Origin of the sequence: Caldimonas brevitalea (assembly GCF_001017435.1) — a bacterium.
Taxonomy (GTDB): domain Bacteria; phylum Pseudomonadota; class Gammaproteobacteria; order Burkholderiales; family Burkholderiaceae_C; genus Caldimonas; species Caldimonas brevitalea.
The window spans coordinates 1,772,457-1,793,339 of record NZ_CP011371.1 but is presented as its reverse complement, the minus strand read 5'-3'; the positions used below and the strand labels follow the sequence as shown (position 1 = coordinate 1,793,339).

The 20,883-nt window shown below is 66.1% G+C and carries 16 protein-coding genes and 2 tRNA genes; 5 read left to right on the top strand and 13 right to left on the bottom strand.

The window, feature by feature from the left end; genetic code table 11:
• The gene (gene sdhC, locus AAW51_RS07885) at positions 1–417 is read right to left on the bottom strand and encodes a succinate dehydrogenase, cytochrome b556 subunit (protein ID WP_047194165.1); all 417 of its coding nucleotides are present in this window, start codon (positions 415–417) and stop codon (positions 1–3) included.
• A gap of 119 nt (positions 418–536) precedes the next feature.
• Complete coding sequence (locus AAW51_RS07880; protein ID WP_047194164.1) at positions 537–1,313, bottom strand: GntR family transcriptional regulator; 777 nt, start codon at positions 1,311–1,313, stop codon at positions 537–539.
• 226 nt (positions 1,314–1,539) lie between these two features.
• Between AAW51_RS07880 and AAW51_RS07875 the strand changes: the two genes are divergently transcribed.
• The 4 genes from AAW51_RS07875 (at position 1,540) to acnB (ending at position 7,496) form a co-directional block, all read left to right on the top strand.
• Complete coding sequence (locus AAW51_RS07875; RefSeq protein ID WP_047194163.1) at positions 1,540–2,526, top strand: malate dehydrogenase; 987 nt, start codon at positions 1,540–1,542, stop codon at positions 2,524–2,526.
• A gap of 91 nt (positions 2,527–2,617) precedes the next feature.
• Entirely contained in the window at positions 2,618–3,658 is a 1,041-nt protein-coding gene (locus AAW51_RS07870; protein WP_238947792.1) for an HpcH/HpaI aldolase/citrate lyase family protein, read from the top strand.
• A 468-nt stretch (positions 3,659–4,126) separates the two neighbouring features.
• Positions 4,127–4,585, top strand: coding sequence for a hypothetical protein (locus AAW51_RS07865; protein WP_053013421.1), 459 nt, complete (start codon positions 4,127–4,129; stop codon positions 4,583–4,585).
• Between the two features lie 325 nt (positions 4,586–4,910).
• Complete coding sequence (gene acnB, locus AAW51_RS07860; protein WP_047194162.1) at positions 4,911–7,496, top strand: bifunctional aconitate hydratase 2/2-methylisocitrate dehydratase; 2,586 nt, start codon at positions 4,911–4,913, stop codon at positions 7,494–7,496.
• A 103-nt stretch (positions 7,497–7,599) separates the two neighbouring features.
• Here acnB and AAW51_RS07855 read toward each other — a convergent pair whose 3' ends face one another.
• Together AAW51_RS07855 and AAW51_RS07850 are read right to left on the bottom strand one after the other, a co-directional pair.
• The gene (locus AAW51_RS07855; RefSeq protein WP_047194161.1) at positions 7,600–9,963 is read right to left on the bottom strand and encodes a glycosyl hydrolase; all 2,364 of its coding nucleotides are present in this window, start codon (positions 9,961–9,963) and stop codon (positions 7,600–7,602) included.
• A gap of 324 nt (positions 9,964–10,287) precedes the next feature.
• The gene (locus tag AAW51_RS07850) at positions 10,288–11,043 is read right to left on the bottom strand and encodes a DUF72 domain-containing protein (RefSeq protein WP_047194160.1); all 756 of its coding nucleotides are present in this window, start codon (positions 11,041–11,043) and stop codon (positions 10,288–10,290) included.
• 203 nt (positions 11,044–11,246) lie between these two features.
• Here AAW51_RS07850 and acnA point away from each other — a divergent pair, with 203 nt between their 5' ends.
• The gene (acnA, locus tag AAW51_RS07845) at positions 11,247–13,997 is read left to right on the top strand and encodes an aconitate hydratase AcnA (RefSeq protein ID WP_083438163.1); all 2,751 of its coding nucleotides are present in this window, start codon (positions 11,247–11,249) and stop codon (positions 13,995–13,997) included.
• Positions 13,998–14,082: 85 nt separating this feature from the next.
• Here the strand turns inward: acnA and AAW51_RS07840 are convergent, their stop codons facing one another.
• From AAW51_RS07840 to tolB, 9 genes are all read right to left on the bottom strand, one after another.
• Positions 14,083–14,430 (bottom strand): ArsC family reductase, encoded by a 348-nt coding sequence (locus tag AAW51_RS07840; RefSeq protein ID WP_083438162.1) that lies wholly within the window; start codon positions 14,428–14,430, stop codon positions 14,083–14,085.
• A 16-nt stretch (positions 14,431–14,446) separates the two neighbouring features.
• Positions 14,447–14,956: a hypothetical protein gene (locus AAW51_RS07835; protein WP_047194158.1), complete on the bottom strand. Its 510-nt coding sequence runs from the start codon at positions 14,954–14,956 to the stop codon at positions 14,447–14,449.
• 247 nt (positions 14,957–15,203) lie between these two features.
• Positions 15,204–15,279, bottom strand: a tRNA-Lys gene (locus AAW51_RS07830).
• A gap of 135 nt (positions 15,280–15,414) precedes the next feature.
• Positions 15,415–15,490: transfer RNA gene (locus AAW51_RS07825), tRNA-Lys, on the bottom strand.
• 182 nt (positions 15,491–15,672) lie between these two features.
• The gene (locus tag AAW51_RS07820) at positions 15,673–16,476 is read right to left on the bottom strand and encodes a tRNA threonylcarbamoyladenosine dehydratase (RefSeq protein WP_047194157.1); all 804 of its coding nucleotides are present in this window, start codon (positions 16,474–16,476) and stop codon (positions 15,673–15,675) included.
• A 160-nt stretch (positions 16,477–16,636) separates the two neighbouring features.
• The gene (locus AAW51_RS07815) at positions 16,637–17,752 is read right to left on the bottom strand and encodes a YeeE/YedE family protein (RefSeq protein ID WP_047194156.1); all 1,116 of its coding nucleotides are present in this window, start codon (positions 17,750–17,752) and stop codon (positions 16,637–16,639) included.
• A gap of 194 nt (positions 17,753–17,946) precedes the next feature.
• Positions 17,947–18,732 (bottom strand): tol-pal system protein YbgF, encoded by a 786-nt coding sequence (gene ybgF, locus AAW51_RS07810; RefSeq protein ID WP_053013420.1) that lies wholly within the window; start codon positions 18,730–18,732, stop codon positions 17,947–17,949.
• 13 nt (positions 18,733–18,745) lie between these two features.
• Positions 18,746–19,279: a peptidoglycan-associated lipoprotein Pal gene (gene pal, locus AAW51_RS07805; RefSeq protein WP_047194155.1), complete on the bottom strand. Its 534-nt coding sequence runs from the start codon at positions 19,277–19,279 to the stop codon at positions 18,746–18,748.
• A 155-nt stretch (positions 19,280–19,434) separates the two neighbouring features.
• Positions 19,435–20,712 carry a Tol-Pal system beta propeller repeat protein TolB gene (tolB, locus tag AAW51_RS07800; protein ID WP_047194154.1) on the bottom strand — a complete coding sequence of 426 codons (1,278 nt, stop codon included), beginning with the start codon at positions 20,710–20,712 and terminating at the stop codon, positions 19,435–19,437.
• Positions 20,713–20,883: the final 171 nt, after the last annotated feature.

Here is a 20,883-nt window from a genome sequence, read left to right as displayed (position 1 = left end):
TCAGAAGAACAGCCTGTAGCCCAACACCACCGTCAGCAGCACGCTCGACACGAGCGTGAAGATCGCGGAGTTGCGCCCCTGCTCCTTGCCGACGGTGTGGAACATGTCCATCCACAGATGGCGCATGCCGGCAATGAAGTGGTGCAGGTAGGCCCAGATCATGGCCAGCACGACCAGCTTGACGAACCAGGCGGGGAAGATCCAGAGCCCGGCGCGAAATGCCGAGGTGAATTCTTCGAAAGAAACTTCAGAGGTGAGGCTTTTGTCAAACAGCCAGATCGTGAACGGCAGCAGCACGAACAGCAGCAGGCCGCTGACACGGTGCAGGATCGAGACCCAGCCGGCTGCCGGCAGCCGGTACTGCAAGGCATCCACCAGGCCCATCGGCCCGGGCCTATGTTTCTTGATTTCAGGCATACCCAACCTTCTAGCGATTTCTCGCGATGTAACGACGGTGAAACCAGACGATTTTATTGCAACGCAGCAGGCTCGACAGCAACGCCGGTTCGGCGGCCTGCCCGAACGGGAGACATCTCTCAGCTCACCTCGTTGCGATAGAAGTGCGACGCGGTGTTGTACAGCCCGCGGCGGATCTCGACAGGCTTGTCGCCATAGGTCAGGGACAAGCGTTCGACGCTGAGCAGCGGATAGCCCTCAGCGAGGTTCAGCAAGGCGGCGGTGGCGGGGTCGGCGGCCACTGCCCGCAGTTTTTCTTCGGCGCGGATCATACGCACGCCGAACTCGGTTTCGAACAGCGCGTACATCGGGCCCTGGTAATCGCTCAGCCGCTCGGCCGTCAGGCCCTTGAACAGCCCGCCGTGCAGCCAGATGTCGTCGAACACGACCGGCTGGCCCTTGAAATACAGCACCCGGCGGATTTGGAGCGCAGCATCGCCCGACTTCAACTCGAGGGCGCGCGCCACGTCGGCCGGGGCGCGTACGCGCCGGCAATCGATGAATTTGCGATCGACCGAGCCCTGCTCGCCGTCGTCCGGCATCAGACGCAGAAAGCGGTATTGGATCTTTTCTTCGGAATGGGTGGCGACGAAAGTGCCTTTGCCCTGACGCCGCACCAACAGGTTCTCGGCGGCCAGTTCATCAATGGCCTTGCGCACCGTGCCCTGGCTGACCCGAAAGCGCGCGGCCAGGTCGACCTCGCTCGGGATGGCCTCGCCCGGCTTCCACTCGCCGGCCTGCAGGCTGCGCGTGATCAGCCCCTTGATCTGCTGGTAAAGCGGACTGAAAGCAGGCCCGCCGGACTCGGAAGGCGAGGCCGGAACATCCGACAAAGACGAGGAAGGCAGGGGGGCCATGCCCGCGATTGCATCACAACGCAAGCATCAAGTCCAGAGACAGATGAATGATGTCTTATATAAGACATAGGACCATTGACAGTATGGGAAGGCGGCCCCAGACTCCCCTACACTTTCGGGTTGGAGCAGGTGCTGCGGCGACGCCACGCGTTTTTTCTCACGCCGTCTGGTTCTCGCATCGGTCGCCTCGACGTTCCATCCACAAAACGATTCCCTGGAGTCTCACATGAGCAAGAAACCCGTACGCGTGGCCGTCACCGGCGCGGCTGGCCAAATCGGCTACGCCCTGTTGTTCCGCATCACCTCTGGCGAAATGCTGGGCAAAGACCAGCCCGTGATCCTGCAGCTGCTGGAAATCCCCGACGAGAAGGCCCAGAAGGCGCTCAAGGGCGTGATGATGGAACTCGAAGACTGCGCCTTCCCCCTGCTGGCCGGCATGGAAGCGCACGGCGACGCGAACACCGCCTTCAAGGACACCGACTACGCACTGCTGGTCGGCGCCCGTCCGCGTGGCCCCGGCATGGAACGCAAGGACCTGCTGGCCGCCAACGCCCAGATCTTCACCGCGCAGGGCAAGGCGCTCAACGCCGTGGCGAGCCGCAACGTGCGCGTGCTGGTGGTGGGCAACCCGGCCAATACCAATGCCTACATCGCGATGAAGTCGGCCCCCGACCTGTCGCGCAAGAACTTCACCGCGATGCTGCGCCTGGACCACAACCGCGCGTTGAGCCAGATCGCTGCCAAGACCGGCAAGCCGGTGTCGAGCATCGAGAAGCTGGCCGTGTGGGGCAACCACTCGCCGACGATGTACGCCGACTACCGTTTCGCCACCATCGAAGGCCAGCCGGTCAAGCCGCTGATCAACGACGAGGAATGGAACAAGAACGTGTTCCTGCCCACCGTGGGCAAGCGTGGCGCCGCCATCATCGAGGCCCGCGGCCTGTCGTCGGCCGCCTCGGCCGCCAATGCCGCGATCGACCACATGCGTGATTGGGCGCTGGGCACCAAGGGCAAGTGGGTCACGATGGGCGTGCCGTCCAACGGCGAGTACGGCATTCCGAAGGACGTGATGTTCGGCTACCCGGTGACCACTGAAAACGGCGAATACAAGATCGTCGAAGGTCTGGAGATCGACGCCTTCTCGCAAGAGCGCATCAACCTGACCCTCAAGGAACTCCAGGAAGAGCAGGACGGCGTCAAGCACCTGCTGTAAACCCTCCGGGAGCGCAGATCCCGACGCAAAGGCCGACCGCTTCCTGCTGGTCGGCCTTTTTCCATTCGAGCTTCAGTTCACCTCCACGTCAGTGACCTCGGCCACCACCCCCTCCCCCGCACCGCTGCACCCGGCGCAAGCGCTGTTCGGTGCGTCCGACCTGCCCAGCGCCCTGCCCGCCTGCGACCACTATGCCGGCGTCGAAGCCCGCATGCGCAAGAGCCTGGCTCTTCAGGCAGAACTGGGCGAGCGTTATGGCGGTGCCGTCTTCGACGCCACGCTCGATGCCGAGGACGGCGCACCGGTGGGCGGCGAGCTCGAACATGCACTGCTCATGGCCGAACTGGTGGCCTCGTCCGAGAACCGCTACGGGCGGGTCGGCGCCCGGGTCCATCCGGTGGGGCACCGTTGCTTCGACGAGGAGGTCCACGCGCTGCTGTCGCGCTGCGGTGAGCGCCTGGCCTACTTGATGGTGCCGAAGCCCGAGCACCTCGACGATGTGCGGCAGGCCTGCGACCGCATCGACGCCATTGCGGCCAGCCTCGGCTTGCAGCGGCGCGTGCCGGTGCACGTGCTGGTCGAAACGCACGGCGCGCTGCGCGACGTGTGGGCGATCGCAGCCCACCCCCGCATCGAGTCGGTCTCGTTCGGGCTGATGGATTTCGTCTCGGCCCACCGCGGCGCGATTCCCGCCAGCGGCATGACCGCAGGGGGCCAGTTCTCGCACCCGCTGGTGCTGCGCGCCAAGCTGGAGATCGCCGCCGCCTGCCATGCGGCCGCCAAGACGCCTTCGCACTGTGTCGTCACCGAGTTCAACGACCTCGACGCGCTGCGCGCGGCCGCCAGCAAAGCGGCACGTGAGCTGGGCTACACGCGGATGTGGAGCATCCACCCGAACCAGATCCGAACCATCGTCGAGGCCTTCGCGCCGGACGAGGCTGAGGTGGAAGCCGCGGCCGAGATCCTGCTGGCCGCCCAGGCCGCCGCGTGGGGGCCCATCCGGCACAAGACGCGCGGCACTGACACCTTGCACGACCGTGCCAGCTATCGCTACTACTGGCATGTGCTGGCGCGCGCGCACCGGACCGGCCGCACGCTGCCGGACGCTGCCCTGACCGCCTTCTTCACGTAAGCCCTGCCGCACGCCGTTGCGGCGGCTGTTGCATGGCCGAGACGAACGCCTCGCGTCGCCGGGCTACCGCCGGTAAGAGCAGAAACGCGATCCTTGCCGCGTCAAGGCACTTCTGATGGCGCACGATGCGGGATCTACAGCGGCAGGAACAGGGCCTGTAGCGGGCGCCAAAAGGTGGCCCCGGCCGGCTCGAAGCAGCGCCAAACATGAACATGTTCACAGTTTGCGCCCGGCTCCAAGCGGCCTTCACGGCAGGCCCTCGCACTGTTGCGCCTCACCCGCCCTGCGGCGCGGCCCGCCCGCGTCACCGCGCCGCGAACGATGAACGGCCGGTCCGGCATCGCCCCCTGCACGCGGGGCCCGAAGACCAGAAATTTGTCGCAATCAAGGACCGTGCCTGCGCGATGTTACAAGATGCACCCGCCCACAATCTAGGCTTCCCCGGGACCACCAAGCTAGGAGATGACCATGAGGAAAACCCTGATTCGTGCCGCTGCGATCGGCGCCAGCGCCCTGATCGCCGTGTCGTTCGCGCACGCCGAGAAGAAACCGAGCAAGAAAAAGGCGGCAGCCGCAGCCGCGGCCCCCGCGCCGGCCAGCCCCGAGCAGCTCGAAGCGGCCGAACGTGTGCACATCGGCGAGAGCCAGTGCGAATACAAGCAGTCGGTCGACCTGGCGCACAACGCCACCTACCCCGGCTATGTCGACCTGACCTACGGCAAGCGCAAGTACCTGATGAAGCCGGTGTTGTCGGGCACGGGCGCGATGCGCCTGGAAGACGTGCGCGGTGAGACGCTCTATCTGCAGATCGCCAACAAGTCGATGCTGATGAACGTGAAGTCGGGCCAGCGTATGGTCGACGACTGCGTGCATGCCAAGCAGCGCGAAGTCGCTGACGCCTTGAAGGCGGCCGCCACCAACAACTGACCTCCGGCGAGCCGCGGCGCCGTCCGGTGCCATGGCCCCTCGAGGTGCTCCGCCTTACGCCCACGGAGCCCGGCGACGCCGGTCAAAGCGGCGGCACCACACTGCCACCCTCGCCGACCGGCACCGCAGCGAACTGCGCCGACGCCCCTGACGGGGCGTGTTCGTTCCGGCGAGACGCGGCGGGCCTTATGCGCGCCTTGCCGCCGCGTCCACTCCTCGCCACATTGCCGCGACGGAACCGGCCCGCAACTCTTATATAAGACATAAAATACGACACAGTCGCCGGCCGCTTTCACGAGCCGGCCGCCATCCGGAGAGCCCCCACATGCTGCAAACCTATCGCGACCACGTCGCCGAACGCGCCGCACTCGGCATTCCCCCGCTGCCGCTGTCTGCCCAGCAGACCGGCGAGCTGATCGAGCTGCTGAAGAACCCGCCCCCCGGCGAAGAGAGCTTTCTGCTCGACCTGCTGACGCACCGCGTGCCCCCGGGCGTGGACGACGCCGCCAAGGTCAAGGCGTCCTTCCTGGCCGCCGTGGCCCACGGTGACCTGAAGGTGGCGCTGATCTCGCGCGCCAAGGCCACCGAGCTGCTGGGCACGATGGTCGGCGGCTACAACGTCAAACCCCTGATCGAGCTGCTCGACGACGCCGAAGTGGCGCCCGTCGCCGCCGAGGGTCTGAAGAAGACCCTGCTGATGTTCGATTACTTCCACGACGTGGCCGAGAAGGCCAAGGCCGGCAACGCGCACGCCAAGGCCGTGATCCAGTCGTGGGCCGACGCCGAGTGGTTCACGTCGCGCCCTGAAGTGGCCCAGAAGATCACCGTGACGGTGTTCAAGGTCACCGGCGAAACCAACACCGACGACCTGTCGCCGGCGCCGGACGCCTGGAGCCGCCCCGACATCCCGCTGCACTACCTGGCGATGCTGAAGAACGCTCGCCCCGGCATCACCCCCGAGGAAGACGGCAAGCGCGGCCCGGTCAAGTTCATCGAAGACCTGAAGAAAAAGGGCCATCTGGTCGCCTACGTCGGTGACGTCGTGGGCACCGGCTCTTCGCGCAAGTCGGCCACCAACAGCGTGATCTGGGCCACCGGCGAAGACATTCCCTACGTGCCCAACAAGCGTTTCGGCGGCGTCTGCCTGGGCGGCAAGATCGCCCCGATCTTCTTCAACACGCAAGAAGACTCCGGCGCGCTGCCGATCGAGGTCGACGTGTCCAAGATGGACATGGGCGACGTGGTCGACATCTACCCCTATGCCGGCAAGATCGAGAAGAACGGCGCCAAGATCGCCGAGTTCTCGCTCAAGAGCGACGTGCTGCTCGACGAAGTGCGCGCCGGCGGCCGTATCAACCTGATCATCGGCCGCTCGCTGACGGCCAAGGCGCGCGAGTTCCTGGGCCTGCCCGCCTCCACCACGTTCCGCCTGCCGAGCGCGCCGAGCGTGTCGACCAAGGGCTACACCCTGGCGCAGAAGATGGTCGGCCGTGCCTGCGGCCTGCCGGAAGGCCAGGGCGTGCGCCCGGGCACCTACTGCGAGCCGAAGATGACCTCGGTCGGCAGCCAGGACACCACCGGCCCGATGACCCGCGACGAGCTGAAAGACCTGGCCTGTTTGGGCTTCAGCGCCGACCTGGTGATGCAGAGCTTCTGCCACACCGCGGCCTATCCGAAGCCGGTCGACGTCAAGATGCACCGCGAGCTGCCCGCCTTCATCAGCAACCGCGGCGGCATCGCGCTGCGCCCCGGTGACGGCGTGATCCACAGCTGGCTCAACCGCATGCTGCTGCCCGACACCGTCGGCACCGGCGGCGACAGCCACACCCGCTTCCCGATCGGCATCAGCTTCCCGGCCGGCTCCGGCCTGGTGGCCTTCGCCGCCGCCACCGGCGTGATGCCGCTGGACATGCCCGAATCGATCCTGGTGCGCTTCAAGGGCAAGATGCAGCCCGGCATCACGCTGCGCGACCTGGTGCACGCGATCCCGCTGTACGCCATCAGGCAAGGCCTGCTCACCGTCGCCAAGCAGGGCAAGAAGAACGTCTTCTCGGGCCGCATCCTCGAAATCGAAGGCCTGCCCGACCTGAAGGTCGAGCAAGCGTTCGAGCTGAGCGACGCGTCGGCCGAGCGCAGCGCCGCCGGCTGCACGGTGCACCTGAACAAGGAGCCGATCATCGAATACCTGAACAGCAACATCACGCTGCTCAAGTGGATGATCGCCAACGGCTACCAGGACAAGCGCAGCCTCGAGCGCCGCATCAAGGCGATGGAACAGTGGCTGGCCAAGCCCGAGCTGCTGCAGCCGGACGCCGACGCCGAATACGCCGCCGTGATCGAGATCGACCTGGCCGACATCAAGGAGCCGATCGTCTGCTGCCCGAACGACCCGGACGACGCCAAGACGCTCTCCGACGTGCAAGGCGCGACCATCGACGAGGTGTTCATCGGCTCGTGCATGACCAACATTGGTCACTTCCGTGCCGCCTCGAAGCTGCTGGAAGGCAAGCGCGACATCCCGGTCAAGCTGTGGGTGGCCCCGCCGACCAAGATGGACGCCGCCGAGCTGACCAAGGAAGGCCATTACGGCGTGCTCGGCGGTGCCGGTGCCCGCATGGAAATGCCGGGCTGCAGCCTCTGCATGGGCAACCAGGCGCAGGTGCGCGAAGGCGCCACGGTGATGTCGACCAGCACCCGCAACTTCCCCAATCGCCTGGGCAAGAACACCAACGTCTACCTCGGTTCCGCCGAGTTGGCCGCGATCTGCTCGAAGCTGGGCCGCATCCCGACCGTCGCCGAGTACCACGCCGACATGGGCGTGATCAACCAGGACGGCGGCAAGGTGTACCGCTACATGAACTTCGACCAGATCCAGGAGTTCAGCGACGTGGCAAAGGAAGTGACGGTCTGATCGTCACGGCTGACTGCCCATGAGAAACGGCCCGCGATTTGCGGGCCGTTTTGTTTTGGCGGAGGGGGCGGCGCCCCCTCCGCTTAGAGAGAGCTGCTCGGACTTACTGCAGCTTCACCGGGACCACGCCGATGCGCATCTGTGTGGTGACGGCGCTGGTCCGACCATCCAGCCAGGTGGCCTTGCTCACGCCCCAGGTCGATGGCAGGCGTACCAGTCGATTCTCGTCGGTGGACCAGAGGATCTTGAACCGCTCGGTGCCACGCTCGAGGTGGAAGACGTACACGGTGTGACGGTCCTCCGGCCGGTCGCGCACTTCATAGGCGTCCACCAGCTTTGCATCGCGCAGCCACTCGCGCGACGCAAACCTCTCGTACGCCTGGCCGGCGATCGTGAGCTTGCTGTAGCCGTCCTCGGGTCGCGAAAGCGAGCTGGTCGGCGAGTAGGCGTCGATGCCTTCCCAGTGGTAGTAGTTGTAGTTCTCCAACCCCTGCGACCACATGGTCAGCATCGCGCGCGACACGCCCGCCCAGTGCTCGTTGACCGTCGGGTTGTCGGCCACGCATCCGCCCGTGGCGGTGTCGCGCGGCTGGCAACGCGGCCCGCCTTCGGTATTCCAGATCGGCTTGGTGATGCCCTTGGCCTTCAGCAGATCACGCAGATTCGCGATCGGTGCCGCCACTTCCTCGGGACGCAAAGCGTTGAAATAGAAGTGGAAGCCGATGTAGTCCACAAGGCGGTCGCCCTCTAGCTCGATGAACTTTTCAAGCCACGGGTAACCCTGGTTGATCGTCAGCCCCGGCGAGATCAGCTTGTTGTTGGGGTTGATCGCCAGTTCGTCTTTGGCGATCTTCGCCAGCTTCACCATCGTCGCCACATCGCCCTTGTAGAACTTGTTGTAGTCCGCTTCGTTCCACAATTCCCAGTACAGGATCTTGCCGTTGTACTCTTGCGCGAGCCTCTTGACATAGGCGCGCCAGGCCTCGAAGTTGGTGGGCGGATACGCCAGTCCGACCGGCCCGCCCTGTTGCGCCCAAGCCGGCGTCTGCCCGAGCACCATCACGACCTGGCGGCCTCGATCCTGCGCGTGCGTCACGTAGAAGTCCAGACGCCTCTTCGCATCCGCGTGCCATTCACCTTCCCCATTCGGCTGGAAATGGGCCCAGGTGGTGGCCGTGTCCCACATGCGATAGAGCGTGGGCTGGGTGGCCATGCGAAGCGAGTTGTCCTGGAGCTTGGTGGTGTGCACGCCAAAGAAGGTCGGCGGCACTGTCTTCGTGGTCGCCGGGCGGACATCGTTCTTGCGCACTTCCTGCAGCTTCATGTCCTCGAGGTAGACCGGCACGCCGGTTTTCTCGACGAGGATGCGCAAAGACGCCGGGTCGTAGTCCGTCATCGCCGCTTGCAGCGTCACGGTCTTAGCCGTGCTGGACAGGTCAACCGTCGTGCTGGCCACGGACGTGTAGTTGCCCAGCCCGTCTCGGCGGATCATCACGGTGACCTTCTGGTCTCCGCCCGAGCGCAGGCGCAGCGTGGCGCGGTAGGTGCGGCCCGACCGGAACGGGTACTTGAAGTACAGCTGTGCGTCGCCGTCGGCCCCCCGCTGGTCGACCTGGAACAGCTGCGCACCGCTCTCGTGCCGCGCCGTGTACTTGGTCGGGTTGGTAACCTCGGCACCGGTCGGCCAGGCGTTGACACGCCAGCCCGGCGCCAGCGCCCCGGTGAAGTTGTCGAAGGTCGAGAAGGCCTGCGGCAGGTCCACCACCGTGTCAGCCGTCGAACCACTTGCGGGGATCAACGTGCCCTCGGCCGTCCGTGCGTCGGGCATCTCGACGATGGTCAGGTTGTCGATGTAGATGTTCACGCCGGCGTCTCGCACCTGCACCCGCAGCGCTGCCGGGTCCGTGCCGAGGTAGCGGCCCTCGACCTCCACCCGCTGCCACTCGGTGGTGGCGCCGACCGCGCCCTTCGCATAGGCAGTATGAGGGGCCGGGCCCTGGCGGATCAGGACGTCGACGGGGGAGGGATGTTCCTCTACATTGAGGTCCGGGTTGACCCGGTCTTTGCGGAGCCAGAATACGGCGCGATAGAGTTTGCCATTCTTGAATGGGAACTCGTAGTACAGATGTGCGTCGCCGGTGCCCTTGGACGTGATGCGAAACTTCTGCGCCCCCCCAACTCCCAAATAAGCCGCACCGCCAGTGGCCTGCGAAGCTTCAGCCTGGGCACCGCCCCAGGCGTTGATCCACCACCCAGGCGCGTAGCCGGTGAAAGGTTCGTTGAAATCAGACTCGGCCACTTTGACCTCGCCCGGTTGCAGGTATTCGAGCGGGACCGTCGACGCCGCCGCAGCCATCACTGCACTCGCGGTCGCGGTGCCGCCGCCAGACGTGTCGCCGGCACCGCCACCGCACCCCGCCAATGTCAGCGCAACCGCACCTGTTGCCCACAGGAAACGTTTGTTCAAGGCATTTCTCCGTTGTTGTTGGAGGCGCCATTGGAGGCGAGAGGACCGGAGACGTGAGCAACACCTCGCAATCGTGGTAACCGCTTACGCAGGCTCCGGGCAGCGGCCATGCCGCGGTACAGCGTCCGCACCTCTCAGCTTCCCTTGGAGAATCAAGGTCGGACGATGATCCGACGTGAGGCGGCCGAGACCGTCGAGCGGGAAGATAGCCCCCCAAGAGGGGGATGCCTGCGTTACGTCGCCGGTGCGGCTTTCGCGCAGGGGCCCGACCGTTGCTCCACGCCTCGGGACGGATCGGCGTCGCGCGACACCGTCACGGGCCTGTCACCTTCGACCCGTGGACGCCAGCAACCCCTGCAACGCCAGCGCGTTCTCCGCGGCCGCCCCCGACGCGGTGTTGTCGAAGATGCACCAGCAGTCCGCCGACTTGGGCCACGCCCGCAACGCGTCGCGCCAGGCCTGCAACTGCTCAGCGCTGTAGGACGACCAATACGTTCGCGGTGACCCGTGCCATCGGTGGTACACCGCTGCGCCGGCGCCCGACCCGTCTTCACCCAGCCACCCGCCCGGCGTCGCAGCAACCGGCACCTTGGCTGGGTCGGCGCCGACCCGCCCCACCCGGTGCGCCTGCAGCGCGCGCTCGGCGGCCGGCTCGAACCAGCTCGCATGGCGCGGCTCGCACACCACCGGCCCGTCGTGCTGCTCTCGCAGCAGCTGGAAGAAGTTTCGGACCACGCGTGGCTCGAACACCTGCGAGGGCGGCAGTTGCACCAGCAGCACGCCGAGCTTGTCGCCCAGGCCGCTCACCTCCGACAGGAACTGCGTCAGCGGCGCTTTGGCCCGCCGCAACCGCCCCTCGTGCGTGATCGTGCGCGGCAGCTTGACCGAAAAGCGAAAGCCCGCAGGGGTTTGTTCGGCCCAGCGCGCGTAGGTCTCAAGACGGTGAGGGCGGTAGAACGACGTGTTGATCTCCGCGCAACCCAACACGCGGGCGTAGCGGGTGAGGTGTTGGCCCTCCCCTGGAAAGGCAGGGGCGACTGCGCGGGGCAGGCTCCAGCCAGCGGTGCCGATGACGATCATGGGCGTCAGCTTAACGGCGACCTGCAGCCCCCTTCCCTCCCGCGCGGCGCCGCCGCCGGCGACGGCCTCGCCGCCCTTTTTGGCATCAAGATGTTCTGGCGGCGGCACCCCGCCTCGCATGCTTCTTGCGACCCAACTTCAAACTGCGACAATTCGCACGATTCCCCCACCCCCTATGGTCCCCGCTCCACGGAGTCCCGCACATGGCCAAAGCCACCCTCGAGAAAACCCCCAAAGCTGCCAAGACGTCCGCTCACGCCTTCGCCAAGACACTGAAGACCTTCTCCACCGCCTCCGCCAAAGAGGGCAAGTTCTTCTCGCTGCCCGAGCTGGCGAAGCAATATCCGAATGTCGCCCGACTGCCGGTGTCGCTGCGCATCGTGCTCGAAAGCGTGCTGCGCAACTGTGACGGCAAGAAGGTCACGCCCGAGCACGTCGAGCAGCTGGCGAACTGGCAACCGGTGAGCGAACGGGTCGACGAGATTCCCTTTGTCGTGGCGCGTGTTGTGCTGCAAGACTTCACCGGCGTGCCGCTGCTGGCCGACCTGGCCGCGATGCGCTCGGTGGCGTCCGAGATGGGCAAGAACCCGAAGACGATCGAGCCGCTGGTGCCGGTCGACCTGGTGGTCGACCACTCGGTCATGATCGACCACTACGGCAACAAGAAGGCGCTCGACCTCAACATGAAGCTCGAGTTCCAGCGCAACCAGGAGCGCTACGAGTTCATGAAGTGGGGCATGCAGGCGTTCGACACCTTCGGTGTGGTGCCCCCCGGCTTCGGCATCGTCCACCAGGTCAACCTCGAATACCTCGCGCGCGGCGTGCACAAGGGCGCCGGCGGCGTGTTCTATCCCGACACGCTGGTCGGCACCGACAGCCACACCACGATGATCAATGGCATCGGCGTGGTGGGTTGGGGCGTTGGCGGCATCGAAGCGGAAGCCGGCATGCTCGGCCAGCCGGTCTACTTCCTGACGCCCGACGTGGTCGGTTTCGAGCTGAGCGGCCAGTTGCGCGAAGGTGTCACCGCGACCGACCTGGTGCTGACCGTCACCGAGATCCTGCGCAAGGAGAAGGTGGTGGGCAAGTTTGTCGAGTTCTTCGGCGAAGGCACCGAGACGCTGGCCCTGCCCGACCGCGCGACGATCGCCAACATGGCGCCCGAATACGGCGCGACGATGGGCTTCTTCCCGGTGGACGAGAAGACCATCGACTACTTCAAGGGCACCGGCCGCAGCAAGCAGGAGATTGAGGCCTTCGAAGCGTATTTCCGCGCCCAGGGTCTGTTCGGCGTGCCCAAGGCGGGCGACGTCGAATACACCAAGGTGGTCAAGCTCGACCTTGGCGCCGTCGCGCCCAGCCTGGCCGGTCCGAAGCGCCCTCAAGACCGCATCGAGATCGGCAACATGAAGACCACCTTCACGCAGCTGTTCAGCAAGCCGGTGCCCGAGAACGGCTTCAACCAGCCACCCGAAAAGCTGGAGCAGGTGTTCACCACCTCCAACGGCCTCGAGATCCGCAACGGCGACGTGCTGATCGCCGCCATCACCTCGTGCACCAACACGTCCAACCCGGGTGTTCTGCTCGCCGCCGGCCTGTTGGCCAAGAAGGCCGTCGAAGCCGGGTTGAAGGTCAAGCCGCACATCAAGACGTCGCTCGCCCCCGGCTCCCGCATCGTCACCGAATACCTGGAGAAAGCCGGGCTGCTGCCCTACCTCGAGAAGCTCGGCTTCTCGGTGGCGGCCTACGGTTGCACCACCTGCATCGGCAACGCCGGCGACCTGACGCCGGAGATCAACGAGGTGATCTGGCGCAACGATCTGGTGTGCGCGGCCGTGCTGTCGGGCAATCGCAATTTCGAAGCCCGCATCCACCCCAACCTGAAGGCCAACTTCCTCGCCTCGCCGCCGCTGGTGGTCGCCTATGCCATTGCCGGCAACGTCACGCGTGACCTGATGACCGAGCCGGTTGGCAAGGGCAAGGGCGGCCGCGACGTGTACCTGGGCGACATCTGGCCGACCAGCGCCGAGATCTACCAGCTGATGAAGTACGCGATGGACGCCAAGGCCTACAAGGCCAACTACGGTCGCGTCACGTCGGAGCCCGGCAAGCTCTGGCAGCGCATCAGCGGCGTCAGCGGGCAGGTCTACAACTGGCCCAAGTCGACCTACATCGCCGAACCGCCGTTCTTCGAGGGCTTCGAGATGCAACCGCAAGTCGCCGAGGTGGGCGTCCAGGGGGCCCGCGCGATGGCCTTGTTCGGCGATTCGATCACCACCGACCACATTTCACCGGCCGGCTCGATCAAGGAAGAATCGCCGGCTGGCCGCTGGCTGAAGGAAAACGGCGTGCTGAAGGCCGACTTCAACAGCTACGGGTCGCGACGCGGCAACCACGAGGTGATGATGCGCGGCACCTTCGCCAACGTGCGCATCAAAAACCTGATGATCCCGCCGCGCGAGGACGGCTCGCGCGAGGAAGGCGGCGTGACGCTGTTCCAGCCCGGCAGCGAGAAGATGTTCATCTACGACGCGGCGATGAAGTACATCGAGCAAGGCACGCCGACCGTGATCTTCGCCGGCGAGGAGTACGGCACCGGCTCATCACGCGACTGGGCGGCCAAGGGCACCCAGCTGCTGGGCATCAAGGCGGTGGTGGCACGCAGCTTCGAGCGTATCCACCGTTCCAACCTGGTCGGCATGGGCGTGTTGCCGCTGCAGTTCAAGGGTGACGACACCTGGGAGTCGCTGGGCATCCGCGGCGACGAGGAGTTCGACATCGCCGTGGGCAGCGACATCAAGCCGCAGCAGGACGCGACGCTGACCATCCGCCGGTCCGACGGGTCGCAGCAACAGGTCACGCTGACGCTGCGCATCGACACGCCGATCGAGGTCGACTACTACAAGCACGGCGGCATCCTGCCCTTCGTGCTGCGCCAACTGCTGGCTGCCTGACGCGGCGTCGCGTCGCCGGGCCCTGACGGCCGCACGCCCCCGCCCGGGCTGCGGCCGTTTCCTTTACGGCGTGACGATGTCGACGTCAGCCGGCCGAGACGGCGGCGTAGCGGGCCGCATCGAAGCCCACCAGCAGCCGCTCCCCGGCCTCCAGCACCGGGCGCTTGATCGCGCTCGGCTGCGCCAACAGCAAGGCTCGAGCGCTGGCGGCGTCGGTCACCGAGGCCTGTGCCGCCGGATCGAGTTTGCGCCACGTCGTGCCCTGCCGGTTCACCAGCGTCTGCCAGCCGGCGGTGGCGAGCCAGTGGTCCAGGCGGGTTTCAGGCACCCCCTGCTTCTTGAAGTCGTGGAAGGTGTAGGCGATGCCGTGCTCGTCGAGCCAGCGGCGCGCTTTTTTGACGGTGTCGCAGTTCGGGATGCCGTAGAGGATCATGGTGGTGTTCGCAGCTTCAACGCGGGCCGTCCCAACTGTCGGCATCGCACATCGGGTCGACGTTATATCCGGTCTCTGTCACCTTGTCTGACGTTCGGTCCAGGCTGACCTGGAACCACTGGCAGAACACGGCTTCGTAGCGATACGACCAGATGCGTTCGTTGCGACGGGGGATCACCATCTCATGCGAAGGCCGACCGAGGCGATACAGCACCTCCTGGCGCGAGATGCCGACCGGTAGCGCGTTGAATGTCCGCTCGTCGAGCACCTGTTGCCAACGGCTGACCCGGTCTTGCGCATCGAGGTCGACCATGTAGGTATGCCGGCCAAAAGGCCCGCGCGCAAACTCGAGGCGGCGCGGTCCGTCGGGCTGCCGGTACTCACCCGTCGGCGGCCCCATTCGGGCGATCACCTCGGCTGCCGGAGTGCCGGGCTTCAGGTCGCCCGGACCATAACTGGTGGCGCAACCGGCCAACGTGGCAACAGACAGAACCCAGGCGGCACGGAACAATGAAGAACAAGTCATGGGGCCTCCTTGCGGCGTAGCCAATCGGCACGCCACCTTCCGATTTGCATCGGTGCGACCGGCGGGTCCACCGAGGATCGACTCTTCGGGCGTACACGACAGCAGGGGAGAGATGATGGCATGGTGGGCGAACCGCCGCTGCTCGGAGTCCAGAGGCAACAGCGGCCCATGTGGCCGGCCGTGCAGCGCTGCCCCAACGAAAAACCCCGCCGGCCTTTGCATTCAAAGACCGGCGGGGTTTCGATTTTGGTGGGCCCTGAGTGACTCGAACACTCGACCTACGGATTAAGAGTCCGCTGCTCTACCAACTGAGCTAAGAGCCCGATATCTTGTGCGACATCGTCCGGAGCACGACGGTTTTGCGAACCAACGTCTCCAATACTTTCACTGTGATCGCCACATACTGTACTTCGAACCCCGTGTGCGCAACAGCCGCGGCACGTCATTCAGAACAGCAGTGGTGGGTTGTGCAGGATTCGAACCTGCGACCAACGGATTAAAAGTCCGCTGCTCTACCGACTGAGCTAACAACCCTCCGCGCGGGATCTGCCTGCCGCCTGTTCGAGACCGCGAGACCGTGACCTCAAACGCGGCTGCTGAACCTGCTGAACTGTTCCAAGGGAACTTATTCAGCCGGTGACCCGCGAAGCCCTAGATTATAGACAGAGTTTTTTGGATTACTCAAGCCTCTTGTGGCCTTCGCACGATGCGACGTCTCAAGCTGTGCGGCGTGAGTCCCGCGCGATGTCCCGCAGCACCTCGCCAGCGGCGACGAGGCCGAAGGTCGCCGTGACGCTCACGACCGAACCATACCCATGGCAATTAAGACTGCCGTCGAGATCGCAGCTTTCGGGCGGGCGCGTCAGGGCTTCGCGTGAGAACACGCAGCGCACACCGATGTGTCCCTTGCGCGGTGCACCGTGCTCGCGCCGCAGGCGTTGCCGCAGTGAGGCCAGCAAGGGGTCGTGGGTGGTGTCGGACAGATCCGCCACGTCGACTTCGTGTGCCCGCTGCTTGCCACCGGCGGCCCCGACCGTGACCAGCGGGGTGCGGGTCTGCAAGGCCCAGGCGGCAAGTGCGGCTTTCGCACGCACCTGATCGCAACAATCGATCAACGCATCTACCGGCGCCGGCAACAATGCGGGCCAGTTGTCCGGCTCGACGAACTCTTCGACACCCCGCACCTGGCAGGCCGGGTGGATCAAGGCGATGCGCTCGCGCAACGCCAACACCTTGGCCTGGCCCAGCGTGCTCTCGAGTGCGTGGATCTGACGGTTCACATTCGACAGTGCGACATGGTCGAGGTCGAACAGCGTCAGTTCTGCTACGCCGCTGCGTGCTAAAGCCTCGGCAGCCCATGAGCCGACACCTCCAACGCCCACGACCGCGACGCGTGCCGCCCGGATCCGGCGATAGCCGTCCGAACCGTAAAGCCGGCGCAGGCCGCCGAAGCGGCGCTCGCCGTCGTCACCGTCGTCGCCCAGCAATTGGCTGGTGAGGTCGGGCTCGACGCCGCTCATCGGGTGACCTTCGTGTTGGGCACTGCGGCGCCGCTCATTTGGATAACCTCCGTGCTACGCACTGCCGTGCGAGCGGCTTCGGGCGGCCGTGCGCCGCTCATTTGGATAACCTCCGTGCTACGCACTGCGGTGCGAGCGGCTTCGGGCGGCCGTGCGCCGCTCATGCCTGCCGCTCCAGGCGCCAGACCTGATATTTCAGCCCGGCCACAGCCCCCGCGATGATGGCGGCCAGCGCGATGAAGCTGGTCAGGCCCAGCGTCGAAACGCCGGACAAGCCCTGCCCGATCGTGCAGCCGAGTGCGGTGACACCGCCGATCCCCATCAGCGCGCCACCGACCAGATGATTCGCCGTGTCTTGCGCGTCACGGAAGCCTTCCCAGCGGAAGCTGCGGTCGGCCAGGGAGGCGGCGGCCGAGCCGACCACAACACCGAGCACCGAGACGATGCCGAGCGTCAGCACGCGGCTCTTGTCGCTGAAGAAGATCAGCCAGTCGATCGTGTACGACACCGGCGCGACGAAGCTGAGCGACTCCATGCGTTGCGAATTGGTGGCGACAAAAGCCTCCTGCAGCGTGTTCGGGTCTTCGGCCACATAACCCAGCCGGCCCGACACCCACCACACGCCGACGATCACGGCCCCCACGCCGATGCCGCCCGCCAGGTTGTTGGCCGTGCGCCCTTCGGGTCGGGCCAGCGCCCAGGCGATGCAGCCGCCGCCGACCAACAGCCCCAGCCCCCAGGCGAGCGCCGCGCGCGACCAGCCGGTGGCCGCGCTGATCAGCGACGGCAGATCCTGGCTTCCCGCCAGCGTGAGCGACAGCCGGTCGACGCTGTTGACCCGCGCCACCGCGGTGATACCGCGCAGGGTGGCATAGGCCGCCAGGCCGAGCACGAGGAACACCACCAGCGACTTCAGGTTGCCCCCGCCGACACGGATCAAGGTTTTGCTGCCGCAGCCGGAGCCGAGCACCATGCCGACCCCGAACAGAAAGCCGCCGACCAGAGCCGACGCCCACAGCACCCGGGGCCCGCCGTAGAGCGTTTTGGATGCGTCGACCCAGCCGAGCCCGACCATCGCATTGAAGCCGACCACGGCAACGCCGATGGCCAGCACCCACATGCGCATGCGGCTCCAGTCGCCAATGTTGACGATGTCGGCCACCGCGCCCATCGTGCAGAAATGGGTGCGCTGTGCGATCGCGCCGAACGCGGCCGACAAAAAGAAAGCAGCCCAGAGAACCTGGGCTGCGATGGAGGAGAGATCGACGTCTGCCATGGGCCAAATTGTAAGTGGCCCATACGGCAGGTGTTGCCGCCGCGGCGGCAACACGTCACGCTGACGGGGAGTTAGACGCCGCTCACTTCGTCCACACCGGCTGACCGCGGACGCGGACCCAGGACATGCCGCCACCCACACCGGCCTCAGGCGGAAGCGGCGGCGGCGTCCTTGCCGCCGCCGGCAGCGGCTTGCTAGCGCAGTGCCGCCAACCGTTCCTTCGCCTCGGCTGCCGCCTCGCTCTGCGGATGGGTCTTGATCAGCTCGTCCAGCGTGCGGCGGGCCGCGGGCCGGTCTTTCAGCTCGATCTGGCACATCGCGATGGACAGCAAGGCCTCGGGCGCGCGCATGTGCTGCGGTGCCGTGTTCACCAGATTGCGGAAGGCCGCCATCGCCTCACGATAGTCGCGCTTGCCGTAAAAGGCGTTGCCGAGCCAGTAGAGCACCGTCTCGTTGTAACCGCTGCCCGGGTAGCGGCGCTGGAACGACTGGAAGGCGGCCGCCGCGTTCGGGAAATCGCCCTTGCGGAACAGCTCGAGCGCCGCGTCGTAGTCGCGCCGCTCGTCGGGCCGCACCTGGATTTCCTTGCCGTCGACCGTGACCTTCTGGGGCTCGAACTGCCGCATGCGGTCGTCCAGGCCTTGCTTCAGGTCGGTCTGGGTGCGCTGCAGCTCCGCCACCAGCCGCGTCAGCTGCTCGTTCTGGCCGCGCAGTTGTGCCAGCTCGCTGCGAGCCTGCTCGAGCTGGTTGTTCAGATCGAGCAGGCTGCGGCGCAGCTGCTCGATCTGCTCGGTGTTGCGCGTCTGTTCGGCGCGCCGCTGCTCGTTGCCCTGGTCGACCCGCTGGCGCAGCTCGAGGATGGCGCGGCGAGCTTCGTCGTCGCTGAACAAGGCGTGCGCCGACAACGGCAGGCCACACGCCAGCGTGAGCAGCGCGGCTCGGGCCGCGGCAGTCAACCCGCTGTGAGGACGCAACAACATGCTCGGCCCTCGCTCAACGCAGGTTCAGCTCGGCGCGGCGGTTCTTGGCCCACGCGTCTTCGCCGGAGCCGACCGCGGACGGGCGCTCTTCGCCGTAGCTCACCGCTTCCATCTGGCTTTCCTTCACGCCCAACAGCGACAGCGCCTTGCGCACGGCTTCGGCGCGCTTCTGGCCCAGCGCCAGGTTGTACTCGCGACCGCCGCGTTCGTCGGTATGTCCTTCGACCATCAGGCGACGCTGGCCGCCGTTCAAGGTCTTGGCGTAGGACGACAAGGTCTGGCCGTAGACGTCCTTGACCGCATAGCTGTCGAAATCGAAGTAGATGACCCGGTCGAGCTGGCCGGCGGCGTTGCGCTCGTTGCCTTGCGCGTCCGTCAGGTTCACCGACGAAACCTGGGACTGCGGCGTCTGCCCGCCCTCGCCGACCGCCTGGCCGGTGCGGGATTCAACCGGCGTTTCATCCAGTTTCACGCTGGATCCGCAGCCCGCCAGGACCACGGCCATGCATGCGGTAGCCAGCGCAGAGGACACAGTGCGAAGTTTCATGAGAATTCTCCTATCAGAACGAAACGCGTGCGCTTGGACGGCACGTTGATAAATGCCCGGCCTCAAAAGTCGGACGAGCGGAAAAATGTGCATCTAGCGGTTGCACGTGCGTGATTGTGTCGCACTCGCGTCGTGTCGTGCAGCAGCGACGTGGGTCAGCGCGCGTAGGGTCCCCACATCGGCTCACGGACGTCGCCCCGGTTGGAGAGCAAGGTCGCCTTGATCTTGCCATCCAGGGTGGAGGTCATCAACACGTCGCGGCCCTGAGCCCGGGTGGCGAAGAGCACCAGCCGGCTGTTGGGCGCAAAGCTCGGGCTTTCATCGTCGCGGGTGTCCGAGATGGTGGTGACGGTGCCGGAGGCCATCTCCATCAGCTGCACGCGGAAGGCGCCGCCCCCGTCACGCGTGACGTAGGCCAGCCAGCGTCCGTCGGGGCTGACCGCCGGGCTCACGTTGTAGCTGCCGTTGAAGGTCACGCGTTCGATGTTGCCGCCGCCGGCGGGCATGCGGTAGATCTGCGGCGAACCGCCCCGATCGCTGACGAAATACAGCTGCTTGCCGTCGGCGCTGAACACCGGCTCGGTGTCGATGCTGGAGCTGCTGGTCAGACGCCGCACGTTCTCGCCGTTGCGGTTCATCAGGTACAGCTGCGACCCGCCTTCGCGGGTCAGCACCACGGCCAGCTGCGACCCGTCCGGCGACCAGGCGGGTGCGCTGTTCGAGCCCTTGAAGGCCGCCACCGCGCTGCGCTTGCCGGACGCGATCTCTTGCGAATACACGACCGGCTTCTTGGTTTCGAACGACACATAGGCGAGTTCGGAGCCGTTCGGCGACCACGCCGGCGAGATGATGGGCTCGGCGCTCGCCAGCGCCACCTGGGCCCCCTCGCCGTCGGAGTCGGCCACCCACAGCGTGTGGCGCTGGGCCGACTTGGTGACGTAGGCGATGCGGGTCGCGAACACGCCCTTCTCGCCGGTGATCTTCTCGTAGATGTAGTCGGCGATGCGGTGGGCGGCGAGACGCAGGTCGGCCTCGACGACAGCGTAGGCCTGGCCCCCGAGGTCCTGGCCGCGCACCGTGTCCCACAGCCGGAAGCGCACGTCCACCCGGCCATCGGCCAGGCGCGACAGGCTGCCGGCGGCCAGGGCGTCGGCACCGCGGCCGCGCCATTCGGTGGCCACCGGCCGGGCCGTTTCGTCGACCGCGACACCGCCGGTGTCCACACCGCGGAACTGCCCACTGCGCTCGAGGTCGGCACGGATGATGGCCGACACCTGCTGGGTCCAGCCCGCTTCACCGCGGAAGGGCGCGATCGCGATCGGGAACTGTCGGGCGCCGACCCCCGAGATGTCGACGCGGAACTGCGCCAGTGCCGGCATGGCAGCGAATGCGGCCGGGACCGTCAGGAAGTTTCGTCGGGACAGCATGCTCATGGCGTCTTTTTGCATCCTTTCTTGATCAGATGGCGCAGCATGGTAGCGAAGGTCGCCACCGCGTCGCGGAAGCCCGCCCTTCGCCCTGCCGAAGCGGGCCGCCACCCACGCGGCGAGCCCCTGTCAGCTGCTGCAAAGCGGCGATCATCCGGTGTGCGGGCGTGCGCACCG